At 38.1% G+C, this 14312-nt stretch carries 17 protein-coding genes; 4 read left to right on the plus strand and 13 right to left on the minus strand.

The features are described 5' to 3' along the window. Positions 1-97 precede the first annotated feature (97 nt). The gene (locus J7E81_RS13675) at positions 98-478 is read left to right on the plus strand and encodes a hypothetical protein (RefSeq protein ID WP_215042899.1); all 381 of its coding nucleotides are present in this window, start codon (positions 98-100) and stop codon (positions 476-478) included. Between the two features lie 76 nt (positions 479-554). On the opposite strand, the gene J7E81_RS13680 is transcribed toward J7E81_RS13675, so the two are convergent. Beyond that, positions 555-1019 carry a FixH family protein gene (locus tag J7E81_RS13680; RefSeq protein WP_308162215.1) on the minus strand — a complete coding sequence of 155 codons (465 nt, stop codon included), beginning with the start codon at positions 1017-1019 and terminating at the stop codon, positions 555-557. Positions 1020-1141: 122 nt separating this feature from the next. On the opposite strand from J7E81_RS13680, the gene J7E81_RS13685 reads away from it, so the two are divergent. Further along, positions 1142-1384 carry a DNA alkylation repair protein gene (locus J7E81_RS13685; protein ID WP_215042901.1) on the plus strand — a complete coding sequence of 81 codons (243 nt, stop codon included), beginning with the start codon at positions 1142-1144 and terminating at the stop codon, positions 1382-1384. Positions 1385-1428: 44 nt separating this feature from the next. On the opposite strand, the gene J7E81_RS13690 is transcribed toward J7E81_RS13685, so the two are convergent. The 5 genes from J7E81_RS13690 to deoD all read right to left on the minus strand — a co-directional run bounded on the left by J7E81_RS13690 (position 1429) and on the right by deoD (position 8406). After that, positions 1429-2250: a hypothetical protein gene (locus J7E81_RS13690; protein ID WP_215042903.1), complete on the minus strand. Its 822-nt coding sequence runs from the start codon at positions 2248-2250 to the stop codon at positions 1429-1431. 86 nt (positions 2251-2336) lie between these two features. Next, the gene (locus J7E81_RS13695) at positions 2337-3257 is read right to left on the minus strand and encodes a CobW family GTP-binding protein (protein WP_215042905.1); all 921 of its coding nucleotides are present in this window, start codon (positions 3255-3257) and stop codon (positions 2337-2339) included. A 60-nt stretch (positions 3258-3317) separates the two neighbouring features. After that, the gene (locus tag J7E81_RS13700; RefSeq protein ID WP_215042906.1) at positions 3318-4829 is read right to left on the minus strand and encodes a lmo1851 family serine protease; all 1512 of its coding nucleotides are present in this window, start codon (positions 4827-4829) and stop codon (positions 3318-3320) included. Positions 4830-5078: 249 nt separating this feature from the next. Next, positions 5079-7475, minus strand: a complete 2397-nt coding sequence (locus tag J7E81_RS13705) for a heavy metal translocating P-type ATPase (RefSeq protein WP_374104040.1) — start codon at positions 7473-7475, stop codon at positions 5079-5081. A 226-nt stretch (positions 7476-7701) separates the two neighbouring features. Beyond that, positions 7702-8406: a purine-nucleoside phosphorylase gene (gene deoD / locus J7E81_RS13710; RefSeq protein ID WP_215042910.1), complete on the minus strand. Its 705-nt coding sequence runs from the start codon at positions 8404-8406 to the stop codon at positions 7702-7704. A 141-nt stretch (positions 8407-8547) separates the two neighbouring features. On the opposite strand from deoD, the gene J7E81_RS30935 reads away from it, so the two are divergent. Further along, positions 8548-8673, plus strand: a complete 126-nt coding sequence (locus tag J7E81_RS30935) for a hypothetical protein (RefSeq protein WP_285292016.1) — start codon at positions 8548-8550, stop codon at positions 8671-8673. Positions 8674-8862: 189 nt separating this feature from the next. Here the strand turns inward: J7E81_RS30935 and J7E81_RS13715 are convergent, their stop codons facing one another. The 3 genes from J7E81_RS13715 to J7E81_RS13725 form a co-directional block, all read right to left on the minus strand. Then, positions 8863-9633 (minus strand): sporulation protein, encoded by a 771-nt coding sequence (locus tag J7E81_RS13715; RefSeq protein ID WP_215042912.1) that lies wholly within the window; start codon positions 9631-9633, stop codon positions 8863-8865. Then, on the minus strand, positions 9633-10433 hold the full coding sequence (locus J7E81_RS13720) for a serine/threonine protein kinase (RefSeq protein ID WP_215042914.1): 801 nt from the start codon (positions 10431-10433) through the stop codon (positions 9633-9635). Before J7E81_RS13720 ends, J7E81_RS13715 begins: the two co-directional genes overlap by 1 nt. 378 nt (positions 10434-10811) lie before the next feature. Then, positions 10812-10985, minus strand: a complete 174-nt coding sequence (locus tag J7E81_RS13725; protein WP_215042916.1) for a YozD family protein — start codon at positions 10983-10985, stop codon at positions 10812-10814. Between the two features lie 160 nt (positions 10986-11145). Between J7E81_RS13725 and J7E81_RS13730 the strand changes: the two genes are divergently transcribed. Beyond that, a complete protein-coding gene (locus J7E81_RS13730) occupies positions 11146-11313 on the plus strand; it encodes a hypothetical protein (RefSeq protein ID WP_215042918.1) in 168 nt (55 codons plus the stop codon). Here J7E81_RS13730 and J7E81_RS13735 read toward each other — a convergent pair whose 3' ends face one another. The 4 genes from J7E81_RS13735 to kamA form a co-directional block, all read right to left on the minus strand. After that, complete coding sequence (locus J7E81_RS13735; protein ID WP_215042919.1) at positions 11314-12009, minus strand: hypothetical protein; 696 nt, start codon at positions 12007-12009, stop codon at positions 11314-11316. 131 nt (positions 12010-12140) lie between these two features. After that, positions 12141-12362 (minus strand): YozE family protein, encoded by a 222-nt coding sequence (locus J7E81_RS13740; protein ID WP_215042921.1) that lies wholly within the window; start codon positions 12360-12362, stop codon positions 12141-12143. A 142-nt stretch (positions 12363-12504) separates the two neighbouring features. Further along, positions 12505-12789 (minus strand): YokU family protein, encoded by a 285-nt coding sequence (locus J7E81_RS13745; protein WP_215042923.1) that lies wholly within the window; start codon positions 12787-12789, stop codon positions 12505-12507. A gap of 36 nt (positions 12790-12825) precedes the next feature. Further along, the gene (gene kamA, locus J7E81_RS13750) at positions 12826-14241 is read right to left on the minus strand and encodes a lysine 2,3-aminomutase (RefSeq protein ID WP_215042925.1); all 1416 of its coding nucleotides are present in this window, start codon (positions 14239-14241) and stop codon (positions 12826-12828) included. Positions 14242-14312 lie beyond the last annotated feature (71 nt).

The raw sequence follows: 14312 nt of genomic DNA on the forward strand, positions 1-14312 counted from the left end.
TTTTTTTGCATGTTTCCGGTAATTACAAATAAGATTAACTAAAGGAAGCTATCCCGGTTCGGTTTGTGAATAATCCAATTCTGAATAGAGGGTTTTTATGCAATTCTTCTTTCGCTTGTTCACTTCAAATAAAACTTTTACGAAGAAAATATCGGAATTGGAAAACAAGATTTCGTCACTAGAATCAAAAATTAATGACGTCAACACAGAGGTAAAATCGATAAGTATCCCTGCAGCAAAAAAAGAAAATGACCATCCTCCAACGGTTCAAATAAACCATCTGCAGGTTGACCAAATCGTGATTGAACACTTAGATTATGCAAATAACTTTGGCCAAGTGGGTATAAAAGAGTTATCGGGGAAGCTGAACATTGGTTCAACATATGAAGGAGATATTTCTGAAAAAGTAAATGAAATTGTCAAACAGAAATTAGGGAAGGAAGCAACTGTGAATATCAAAGCAAAAAAAGAGGAGTAACACACGAGATAAACTCCTTTCTACGAGCAAAGACAGCCTAATGGCTGTCTTATTCTCTGATATGAAACTGAAGGGATTAATGATTTTTGTGATCATCCATATTCATGCCATCCATTGTTTGATTGGATGCCCCATCTTCCTTCTCACTCGGTGCCCCAACTGTAAACTCCTTCTTCGGCATATTATGCATATCCCTGGCAGTTACATGTGAAATAATATAATAGGTACCCTCTTGTTGGAACGTTTTTTCTAACCGATACACACCATCATCTGAATGTTTAACAGAAATTTTCTCATGATTTGTATCTTTTGACCGCCAGACCTCAAAGGTCACTTCCGCATCATTGATTTTTTCCTTTCCTTGTGTAACTTTTGCCTCAAAGGTAATCGGTTTGTTTGGTTCGCCTGGATTAGGATTCACGGACAAATTTACATCCACTATTTTCGGCATACCATCACCTGTATGATCCTCTTGCTTGCTGCAAGAAACGACTAAACCTAAAAACAAGGTGACAATTAACATCAGGACTAGCTTTTTCACAGTATTTCTCCCCTAACATAGTTCGTTCCATTATAGATTTTGGACCTTCACTAGCATTGTTACATATTTACCAATATTTTTGCAAAAAATAATGTTTAACAATAGTATGAAAGGAGAAACCTATGTCAACTCCATACAAATGTCCTAATTGTAAAACAAACCGAAGTCGTTTTAACATTATTCAACAAGTCTCTCAATCAGTTAAGCTCGACCCTCAATCAGGCGATGTTATTCACGAATATAGTGAGAATGAGCTTGAACCATTTCATCTTCCTTATAATGGACCTGAATATCGCGTTCAATGCGGTGCCTGCGGCTTAATTGAAGATGAACTGACCTTCATCAAGTTTGGCGAACAGCGTTAAATGATTTAAAAACACCTTTAGCGATTCTAAAGGTGTTTTTGTTATTAGAGATCATTTTCTTTTAAAAATGGCTTAGAATCCACTTTCCATGCATCTGCTGGGGAAAAACGGATTAAGTGAATTTCGCCTTGAAATGTTTGCCTGCCTACGTCCTTAATGTACCAATCAATTACAGCAGGCACATCTAAACTTATTTCTTCGGTAAGATCTTCAGGTGGCAGCTGCTCTAGTCTTACTATCCGAACATTTTCAACTTTTTCAAGAATCGGAAACCATTTTACTGTTTGCAGGGAAGTTTTAGAGACAATGGCAGAATCCTGCTGCTTAAACCCCGCAATATAAGCGTTAATAACCTCATAAGGATTAGCATTTGCCAGGTATTGATTTAATTGACCTGATGCCTTAAAGATCATAAGCATATGAGACAAGTCCATTGAATTGGTGCGATGGGTTGTACTGCCGTAGAAATGAATACAAAAATGCCCTGGAAAATTATTTTTTAATGCTCCTGCTCCATGAGGCATTCCATGCATCGATGCGGCAATTCTCTGCTTTTTATGAATAACATAAATAGCCCGCCGCTTCCAGCTCCATTTTCCCCCATAAATTTTTTTCATAATTTTTGTATCCTTTTCGGTTAGCGGCTGTACATCAGCATGTTGACTTCCGGCTCGTCTTTGTACCTTAAACCTTTTCCCTGTTTCCATATCTTGGACGACGAACTTCGAGTATTTGGGTAATAACTGATTCACTTTTTTCCAATCCGGCATTTCTATATTGTTTTTTTTCTCATTTGCTGCATCTACCCCATATCCATTTAGGAGGATTTGGATAACGACTAAGAAAAAACATACTGCCTTCTTCACTAATGCTCCTCCTTTAATGGATTTTAGCTACATTAAAAGAGTTACCTGAAGTGAAATTAATCATTCATTGACCATCCATTTTTATTCTAGTTCGACTCCTCTGTCTCATTTTCAAGTGAAGCAAGCTGCTCTTTAATGACCTCCCAATTAACCTTTTCTCCGATAAACACCAGATTTAATCGCATGTTCATGTATTCCTTCATGTAAATCGGCATCCCATATGCATATTGGAAAAGAAATGGCTGATTCGAATAGTGAAACTTTATATATCCTTTTATCCTGTAAATGGTATCTGGTAAGTTTTTTAGAAACTCTTCCAAACCAGTATTGCTAATCGGTTTATGAAACTGATATACGAACGTAGATAAATTTAAGTGGATATGGCTAGATTCCTTTTCAAGATTTACAGACAATTTTCTCAGCTGTTCAATTGGAACTTTTGAGTATTGGGTTAGTAAACATTGCGCCTTAGAATTTAACCCTTGCATTTCAAATATCAATTGGGCCTGCTCATTTTCTTTTAATTCATCTATTTTGTTTATTAGAATAAAGTCCGCGTTCCTCACCTGTTCAAGGATCAATTGCTGCAGTTGAGGGCTTAATGCTTTCCTATCCTTCCACCTCGTACCATCGACGGTTGTAATAATCCCTTTTATCAATAATTGATCTGCAAACAAGGGAGAAAGGATGGAATCTAATACTTCAACTGGATGGGCAGCACCAGTTGTCTCAATATAAATTACTTCAGGCTGCTCTTTCATTAATAGTCCTTGGAGCTGTGCTTCAAGTTCGTCCTGTATAGAACAGCAAATACAGCCTCCTAATAACTCTTTTAACAATACATCCTCTTCTACTGCATTTGAGTCAATTGAAACTTGACCTAGTTCATTCATTAAGACAGCTACTTTTCTCCCACGGCTGCGCTCGTCCTCTAACAAACGTTTTAATAATGTTGTCTTACCGCTTCCTAAAAATCCTGACAATATGTATACTTCTACCTTATTCATACTTGTTTCCCTTCTATAATAAAGTTTAACCCGACTCCAGTTGGAATCGGGTTACTAGTTTTATTTCATACGGCCTTTTAATACCTCAACTGCTTTTTGTAATTGAGTATCGCTGTTTTTTAACTTCTCACGCAATGCATCCATAAGCTTCAAGGTGGAATCACCCTTTAACACACCGTTAGCTGGAAGCTTCTGAGCCGTTTGAAATTTGATAACAGCTTGTTTTGTCTTCTCGTCAAAGAACCCGTCTACCCTTCCTGGATCATATCCAATTGCCTTTAACATCTTCTGTGCTGTTTGTACCTCTGTCGAAGAAGATGACAATGCTAGTTCCTTATCCGGATCAATAATCGGTAATGTCGCATATTCAGGAAGCGCCACTTCTACATCGGGAACAATGCCCTTTTTGTGAATCCAATTGCCATTTGGTGTTAACCACTTTGCTATCGTGTACTTCAAATTGGAGCCATCTTTAAAATCTGCTGCGGTTTGAACGGTACCTTTTCCAAAGGACTTTTCACCAACCAATGGAACACCTGCAGATTCTTTTACAGCTGCAGCAAATATTTCAGAAGCACTAGCACTTCCTTTATCAATTAAAACAACAAGTGGAAGATCTGGATTGCCTTCATTTTGGGAAGCAATTTCCTTAATTTTGCCATTACGATCTTGTTCTTTAACAATGATTTTCCCTTTAGGAACAAACATACTAGTTATACTTACGGCTTGATCCAATAATCCCCCTGGATTTTGACGTAAGTCTAGAACAAGCCCTTTCATCCCTTTTTTCTGTAAATCGTTTAAAGTAGTGACTAATTCTTTTGATGTGTTGCTTGAAAAACTAGTAATTTGAACCTTGGCAATCGAATCATCAACCATTTCCCCATACACTGTTTCGATCGGAATCGTGTCACGAACAATCGGGACACTCATTGGTGCATCCATGCCTGGTCTTTGAATCGATAGTGTCACCTTCGTTCCTTTTTTACCTCTAATCAGTGTTACAGCTTCTGTTGAATTCATGCCCTGTAAGCTCTTTCCATTTACTGAAATGACCATATCATTGGGTTTTAAACCTGATTTTTCGGCAGGGGATCCTTTAATAGGTGAAACAATAATAATATGACCATCCTTTTCCTGTATTTCAGCACCTATCCCTTCAAATGAAGAGGAGATGCTGCTATGAAAGCTTTTTGCTTCTTCATTGCTCATATAGTCAGAATAAGGATCATCAAGTGATTTGACCATGCCGTCAATTGCACCATTAATCAACTTCTTCTGATTAACATCCTTGTAATAACCATTCGTTATGTAATCAAAAGCCTCATAAAGTTTATTAAACTCTGTTCTTTCCGGCGCAACTGTTACCACTTTATCTTTTCCAAACGCAAGAGCGAAGGTTGTAATCCCAGCCGATAGGAAAACAAGGAAAAATAGCAGCATAATAAAATGAAACTTTTTCAAGCGTATATAACCAGATTTATTTTCGGTCACTTGCTCTTGTTCTACTTTTTCTTCCTCAGCCTTCAGTTGATCTCCATTTTTTTCTTCCAAAGCCTTCACCACTTTCATTCACCATAAAAATATAAATTGTAAACCAGCAATTAAACGGGGTATCTTACCTTTTTAGAAGCCTATTTTAAAATAGTAAACCCTTAGTGATTAGAATAACATCTTTTATATAAAATTAACAAAGAAAAGTTAATGAATATAATAAGAATTACTTTTTCTTTCGTTTTTCAAAGAAAAACGGCACTACCTGATGGTAATGCCGATCATTTTAGGTTATATCACAGCCTTGGTCTCCCACTGCTTTTCACTTTATATTTTAACTCTCTTCAGGCGAAGCGAGTTTGTTACAACAGATACCGAGCTGAAGGCCATTGCCGCACCTGCTACCCAAGGAGCAAGCAATCCGATTGCTGCAATCGGAATACCTCCGGAATTGTAAATAAGTGCCCAAAACAGATTTTGCCGGATATTTTGCATCGTTTTCTTACTTAAAGAAATGGCCTTTGGGACCAAAGTAAGTTCTCCGCCAAGAATGGTAATATCAGCTGTTTCAATGGCGACATCTGTTCCTGTACCAATGGCAATCCCGATATCGGCCACGGCAAGAGCAGGGGCATCATTAATCCCATCACCTACCATTGCTACTTTTAACCCTTTAGTCTGTAATTCCTTCACATGAAGTGCTTTTTCTTCCGGCAAAACTTCGGCAATCACGTTTTGGATTCCAACTTGATTGGCAATCGCCTTTGCTGTGCGATCATTATCACCGGTAAGCATATACACATTGATTCCTAAACCCGTTAATTGCTGAACGGCCTGCACGGCTGTTTCTTTTACTGTATCCGCAACCGCCACCATTCCCATAATGGTATCATTGATCGCAATATACATGGCCGTTTTTCCTTCTGTTTCAAAACGCAACAGGTCTTTTTCTAACTTATGGTAGGAAATACTTTTTAAATTCATAAGTTTACGCGTTCCCACATAGACCTCATCATCGCCAATTTTCGCCTCAATTCCATACCCAGGTATCGCCTTAAAACGTTTTACCGGTAAGGTGCTTGAACGTTTTTCCCTTCCATACTTTACAATTGCTTCCGCAAGAGGGTGTTCAGATGACTTTTCAGCTGAAACAAGATACTGAAGGACCTTTTTCTCATCTTGGTAGGCAATAAAATCGGTTACCACAGGTTGACCCTTAGTAATTGTACCAGTTTTATCAAAGACGACTGCATTGATTTTGTGAGCGGTCTCCAGATGCTCCCCACCTTTAAAAAGAATTCCCATTTCTGCAGCTTTTCCCGTTCCAACCATAATGGAGGTAGGGGTTGCAAGACCAAGAGAACATGGGCAAGCAATAACGAGTACCGCAATCGCAGTTTCTAACGCAGAAGGGAAATGGTTAGGGCTTATAACTAAATACCAAATAATGAATGTTAAAATGGATATGGCAACTACTACAGGGACAAAATAACCTGATATCGTATCTGCAAGCCGTTGAATCGGTGCTTTACTACCCTGTGCTTCTTCGACAATACTAATAATCCCAGCAAGTGCAGTATCCTTTCCTACCTTTGTTGCTAGCATAGTAAGTGTGCCATTTTTATTAATGGTTGACCCAATAAGTATGTCCCCAACCGTTTTCTCTACAGGGATAGATTCACCGGTAATCATCGACTCATCAATTGAAGATTGTCCCTGGATGACTCTCCCATCAACAGGAATTTTCTCTCCAGGCTTCACGATTAATCGATCGCCTGCCTTTACCTCATCTATTGGAATCTGAATTTCTTTCCCATCTTTTATCACAGTTGCTTCTTTGGCTTGAAGGTCTAGCAGTTTTGAAATAGCAACAGTTGTCCTCCCCTTTGCGATTGTTTCAAATAACTTACCAAGTAGAATTAACGTAATAAGCACCGCGCTCGTTTCAAAATAGAGATGTGGCATATAAAAAGGGTTTCGAATAGTCTTTATCCCTTCTGCAAGACTATAGAAATAAGCAGCTGAGGTCCCCAGGGCCACAAGGACATCCATATTTGCACTTTTGTTTTTAATCGCCTTAAAGGCAGCAATGTAAAAGGGACTACCAATATAGAACTGAATCGGTGTGGCTAAAAGGAATTGAAACCAAGGATTCATTAATAAATGCGGCATTGGCAGGCCTAGATTGATAGGGATATGCCCCAGCATGGTATACAAAAGCGGAATGGATAATATGACAGAAAGTAGAAACTTTTGTTTCTTCTGTTTGATTTCCTCTTCCTTATGCTGTTGTTTTGATTCCCTTTTTCTCTTCTCCTTGGCTTCATAACCAAGTTGCTTAATTCTACTTTTAATGTCCTTTATCGTAACTTCCCCCGGGTTATATTCAACACGTGCTGATTCAGCTGCTAAATTTACGGTTGCAAGTTTAATGCCGTCCATTTTGTTTAACACTTTCTCAATTCTGGTTGAGCATGCGGCACAGGTCATCCCATAGATGTCAAATTCAGATTTCTCAAAATGAACGCCATAGCCGAGATTCTCAATTTTGACGATAATGTCATGACTCGTTACCTTGTTTTTCTCATATGAAATGACGGCTCTTTCCAACGGTAAATTAACATTGGCTTCAACACCATCCATTTTATTTAGCACTTTTTCAATTCTTGTGGAACATGCTGCACAGGTCATACCCGTAATATCTAATTTGAGCTGCTCTTTCACTTCGTTCACCTCGTCTATACTATACCCCCGGTACCCTATATGTCACAATATATTTATGAATTTTGTCACTTATTTGCCTCTTTTTTATTTTACTTTTTAAATCTTACATTTCGATGATGCTGGTCACAATCTATTCCTTTGTATATTAAATTCTCCATTTTATTGCGGAGTTCCTTTATAGACAAAGAAAAAACCTCTTCCATCTAGGAAGAGGCATAAACAATTATTATTCCTTGGTTGCAGCTTCTAATGCCACTTCAATCATATCATTAAAGGTTAATTGACGTTCTTCTGCTGTAGTCTCTTCTCCTGTTAAGATATGATCACTAACAGTAAGAACAGATAGAGCCTTGCGATTAAACTTTGCAGCTAACGTATACAGAGCTGTTGTTTCCATCTCAATCGCAAGGATTTGATATTTAGCCCATTTTTCAAGGTCAGCATTATCATTATAAAATGAATCCGCTGTGAAAATATTTCCTACTTTTAAATTAAGACCTTTAGCAACTCCTGCGTCATAAGCCTTTCTTAGCAAGTCGAAATTGGCTGTAGGAGCAAAATCAACATGTCCAAAGGTGAGGCGATTGATATTGGAATCTGTTGAACTCGTCATCGCTAAAATGACATCACGAACTTTAACATCCTTTTGAATTGCTCCACAAGTGCCGACCCGAATTAAATTTTGAACATTGTAGCTTTGCATTAATTCGTTGACATAAATTGAAATGGAAGGAACACCCATTCCTGTTCCTTGCACAGAAATCCTTTTCCCTTTATAGGAACCGGTATAACCAAACATATTCCGAACTTCATTGTAACATTTTGCATCTTCCAAAAATGTTTCCGCTATATATTTTGCCCGAAGAGGATCTCCAGGAAGTAAAACTGTTTCTGCAATTTCATTCTCTTTTGCACCAATATGTACACTCATAAATTTAACCTCCTGAAAAAAGTAAGTACAGCAATAAGTTTGTACCATAGACACTATATCATAAACGTATTTTAATGAAAACGTGGACATGATTTTTTAAAAATGAGGGAAGCTATTTTTAAGGTCAAAGGAGGGGTAATGATGGGTAAAAAACACCGAGCACGTATACGTGGGAAAAAGAAGAATAATCACATCCCACCTGAAGCCATTGTGGCAGAGCATGATGCACATGCAAAAGAATTCAGTGCTGCAGACCGTAAAAGCTGATTGCTCTAAAAACTATAAAATTTAAAAAAACCTAAGGTCACCCCTTAGGTTTTATGTATTTAGCTAAATTGGCGATAAAAGTTGGTTTATCCTCCCATGAGTTCCACTATTTTGTCGGCTTTCATTTTTCAAGCGGAAACTAGATCAAAAAAAACAACAGAGTCCTAAGACTCTATTGTGCTTAATACATCATGAATACCTTTGGATGGCGCTTTGAATTTTTTGCTGTAACGATGGAATATCCTCATTAGTTATCGTTAATCTTACATTAGTCTCATCTGTTCCCAATGCCTCAGAGAACAATCCTGATAACCCTCGGGCACGCCGATCAACTTGGAACATAATGTCAAGAGTACCATTACCGGCTGGGAAGAAAACCACTTCCAATTCATCCAATCTACCACGAAACAGGCCAGAAGCAGGAACAAACTCAAATTCCTGAACAAAGGGTAATCTCCCTCGCAGTCGGCGCGGTGCTTCCTCACAATCAGCTTCACGGATTCTAAATCCCAGTTGCTCAACTGTGTTGAATACAGCCGACATTAATGGGTTTGGCATCACTTTTAAGTAGTCCTTATCACTTGGGTCAACAGCACCTTTAATATCAAGCCCTGTAGTTACCCATACTTTTGACCGGCCAATCGAAAGTGGTGTGTCATACGGAAGCAGAAAAGAGAAAGGGATATCTTTTTGCTCATTGGCTCGTATCGTGAAAGGTGTGGTTAAACGAAATCGGTCAATCGTTGCAGTTACTGAGTATTTACGGTCATCCGACTCTCTTAAGTAGGTTGTATTCAAGGCAAGATAAATCTCGTCAATCTGTTGATCAATCTTCCCTCCTTTAATTACTACCACACCCTGAACAGTTTCTCCTGGCATGTAGGTATCCTTTTCAAGCTTCGTGTCCACCTCAGCGGCTCCAATGCCTACACTGGCAAATACTTTGTTAAAAAATGACATCAATTCCCACCCTTGTTACTTAACATTCTAATATCCTCTCTGATTTGTGAACAATCATCATATGCTGATTCAATCTGTAAGAGTCTTCTAATAATGTGTTTTGCCCTAGATGATATATCTAACTCCTCTTCCCAGCTTTTTTCCTTTTTGTGGGTTTCAAAGGAAAAGTTAGAATAGAGTAAAAACAACAGAAAATGGCCAAGTCCATAAAAATCGGCTTGGGGATTAATCCTTTTTCGTAAATCTATCTGTTTTGTTCCTACTTTGTCCTGCCCTATATATCTCCCTAACCCGAGGTCAATGAGCCTAACGTTCGCCCCATCGAAGATCACATTTGGAATCCGTATATCCCGATGGATAATGCCCCTACTATGCAAAAATTCAATTAAGGTTAGCAATTCTTCAGCAATTTTAAAAGCACCTGTTTCTGTTATGGCCCAGCCCTCAGAAAAAATAAGCTGTTCGAAATTTTTCCCCTCAATATACTCCATTGTATAAAAAGGTATTTTCTTGTCTGCTCCCTCTTCGAAATACAGAGGGAATCCTGGATGGTTAATAGACTTTAATAATCCCTTTTCCAGTTCAAAGCCTTTTCTGCCCGACTTTGTCATTCTCTTATGAATCCTTAGTACTTTTAAAACCTTCATTTGTTGGGTGGTAAGATCCATTACTAAATAACTGTGCCCATAGCTGCCCATGCCTAGATGTTTAATGACTTTAAATTTTTCAGCGATCACTTCTTCAGAGGGTATGGGTCTTTCCAACAAATTCGCCAAGAACAAAACGGACCGTTTTAACATTCAAATACCTTATTAGCTGCTAAAAAAACTAGACAAAAAACTGCCGCTTTTATATTTATTTTTTTTGTAATGATGGTGCCCATAGTGACTATGCTTATGGTGATTCATTTTTTTCCACGCATCACTTGAGGATGAATATTTGTGATGATGGGTAAGTTTACTGTTAAAAAGAGACTTAAGGATTTTCTTTAACATAAAAACCCCTCCTTAGGTTCGTAATCCTATATACGAGACAGACAGATAAAGGTTTCAGCAAAACAAAAAAAATAATCCAAATCTCATAGGCGTTAAGGTTCATATGTAATACAAACAAAAAGCGAGCAGATGCTCGTCTTTTGCCATTCTATCATTAATAAGGATGACGCTTTTACGAGATTGTTAGTCATCCTCTACTTCTTCATCAATAATACTCTTTTCAATAAGATATTCGAAGGTTATATCTGCGAGTTCTTCTAATTCATCTTCGCTAGGAACGTAACCCCGCTTCACCAGCTCATGAAAGAAAAATTCGGCAATTTCTTCCGTATCAATAAACACTTCGATTTCTCTCATAGCATCGCCCCCCTTTTTAGAGAATGTATGATGGTCATAGCTTTTTCATGCTAGTTACTTTTGAAAGGGAAAGTCATATGAAAAATTTTTAATAAAAGTTTTTTGTCTTATTTTTGATGGACAAGCATAGGATGTAAAAAAGACTTGATGGGGTGGTTGAATGTTAAATTTCCAATCGAAGTTAGAGGCATTTATTGAAGATGTTAATAAGGAGGATGGTTACACCCTCCGGCTAGTTGACAAGTTGACTAATTCCATGTTTTCATTCATTAAATGGGCCGGAATTCCCTTTGTTCTCTATTTATTGCTCGAGATCTCAAGATGGTAGTTAAACATGGCTTTTCCCATCGTTATTTACGAGACTTTCTAATTTCCTAAGAATGACCCGCATTACTTGATAGTATTCTTGGTCTTGAAACATTTCGTATAAAATTCGGTAATCATTAAATATGTCCAATAAGTTGTCAATTAATTCCTTTTTTTCTTTTTTTCGTTCAATTTCCTCAAATTCTGCCTTTCGAACCATGCTCTGAACTTTAGGATTTTTATCGGTTTTTTCTTGCTTATTGACTAAGTATAGAAGACCTAGCTTTTGGATGAAGGTATCTGCATTCTCGGCATCGGCGACAAGGGTTAATTCCTCTTCGCCTGCTTCGAGCCATTCTCCATCACTGACCCTAGATAGTTCATATATGACATCTTCCCAGGCGTCTTCTTTGTAGCGCCAAATTTCTGTACGGAAACCGACAACCTTGAATAAATCAGCGCCGTAACCGCTAACTTGAACTAAGTCGCCGAAAAAGAATTTATATTCAATATCAATCTGTTCCTGCTCAACCACAGTTCCTTCATATTCAGAGAGTAACTGCAGGGCTTCTTCTATATAAAGGCCCTCACTCTTATTTACTTCATAAACATAGTTGCCATCTAATAATTTGATATCGGTAACTTTTCCAACCGTACCATAAATGGTGATCACGACAGTATCACCGATCTTATATTTTGGTTTTTTCCTCTTTGCCATATCCTCCCATCCCCTCAAATGGATTAGTCGTTTATGATGATTACAATATTATATGCAGAGTTAAAAATATCGCGCATGACAATTTTTGAAATGAAAAAATCGCCTTCTTAAGGCGATCGATTAGTGGATATTTAGCTTTCAGAATGAATATAATCCTCCCAGGCTTCATCAAAAACCGTCATTGATTTCAAATACTGTCCGTTCATTTCGAGATAGGAACTAATTTCATGATAGTCCGCAGAAGTTTTTGGGAAACCATGATCCAAAAACGCATTGTTTGCAAAAACACTGATCTCATCCTTTGGAGCAGGATGTCTATATTTCATTAAAAAATGATAAAATGATTTTCTCATACGTTCAAACGCCTTTCTTGTCCAATTCGGAAACAAGTCATTTTCCTTATGAATTACTATAACGGATACGAATAGTATCGTCCAGTTGGACTTACTGGAAGTGGAATGACAAAAAAACAGCCTCTTAAAGGCTGCTTTTTTACTAACTCGAAAAGTCAAAATAATTCTTTTTTAATAATCTTGGCCTGTTCATTAACTCTTCGTAAGAAATTACTTTTCCAATTTTCCCGCAATCAATTAAAAACAATTGATCTTCTATTTCTTTAACAATCCTCTCGCTTTGGTAAATCATCTTACAATCACTGCAATGTTCGGTTGGTGTATCTGTTATTTCAATCGCTCGTGAGCCGTCCGGTAATTCCCAGAAAACAGAATCATGAGCAGCTTGCACATTGGAACTATTACACCATTCACATTCCACTTTCATCACACACCCCTCCTATTCCTTCATTGGTCTGATTGTCTAATTCGAATTTTGACCCGTGTTATTGTCCTTTTCTTTCTCTGTCAAGGCTTTGAATTTTTTTTCTTTTAATTCATCCCGTTTACTCCGTTTATCTTTTAACGACGAATGGGCAGGATCCTGATGGTATTGTTTTCGGCGATTGAGTCGGTTTAAACCTTCTGGAACTAAATTGAAATGCTGATCATTCATAATCCCAGCAATCCCAGCATGGGATTTTTTCTCTACCATGTCAGGATAAACTTTCTCAAAATATTTTTCTGCCCTGCCGGGAACATAGTTTTCAGGTTCCGGATAGGAAGTAATCACGCCTTCAAAATTTCGGAGAACAACCTTTTCTGGACTTTGTGAAATTAAATAGTTCGGCTGCAAAGCAATTTTCCCGCCTCCGCCTGGAGCATCGACGACAAAGGTTGGCACAGCATATCCGCTCGTATGTCCCCGCAGCCCCTCAATAATTTCCAATCCTTTAGAAACAGGAGCACGGAAATGCCCAATTCCCTCTGAAAGATCACACTGATAGATATAGTAAGGACGGACACGGATTTTCACCAAGTCGTGCATGAGCCTTTTCATAATTGGAACGCTATCATTAATTCCTGCAAGAATGACCGATTGGTTTCCAACAGGAACACCGGCATTAGCCAGCATTTCACACGCTTTTTTTGAGTCTTCGGTAATTTCAATTGAGGTATTAAAATGGGTATTCAACCAAATTGGGTGATATTTTTTTAAAATATTACAGAGGTTTTCGGTAATCCGCTGCGGGAAGACCACTGGTGCCCTCGTTCCAATTCGGATAATTTCCACATGATCAATTTCACGTAAATTTTTCAAGATATATTCTAAAATATTATCATTAATCAACAATCCATCCCCGCCGGAAATTAATACATCGCGCACCTCTGGAGTTTGTCTGATGTAGGAAATTGCGGAATCAAGCTGTTTTTTTGGTACACCCATGCCAATTTGACCCGAAAAACGCCTTCTCGTACAATAACGGCAGTACATGGAACATTGATTGGTGACGAGAAAAAGCACCCGGTCAGGATAGCGGTGTGTTAGTCCCGGTACCGGCGAGTCCTCATCTTCATGTAAGGGATCTTCTAGGTCATATTTGGTTTTGTAGATTTCTTTTGAAATAGGTACCGATTGCATCCGAATCGGACAGCTAGGTTCATCTGGATTCATTAATGAGGCGTAATAAGGTGTGATATTTAAGGGAATGGTCTTAGTGGAAATTCTTACCCCCTCTTCTTCATCAGGAGTTAAGTGGATTACCTTTTTTAAATCTTCGATTGTACGAATCGTATTGGTTAACTGCCATAGCCAATCATTCCACTGTTCCTCGGTAACATCTTTCCAAAGCTCTATATCTTGCCAATGTCTGTTTGGTTTATATAAAAATGGTTTCATATCAGTTCCCCCTAACTTGCTTTATTAAATAATATGCAAGATTCGTGCCAACTCTACAGACTGTTAAAAAA

Source organism: Bacillus sp. ISL-18 (assembly GCF_018613415.1).
Taxonomy (GTDB): Bacteria; Bacillota; Bacilli; order Bacillales; family Cytobacillaceae; genus Neobacillus.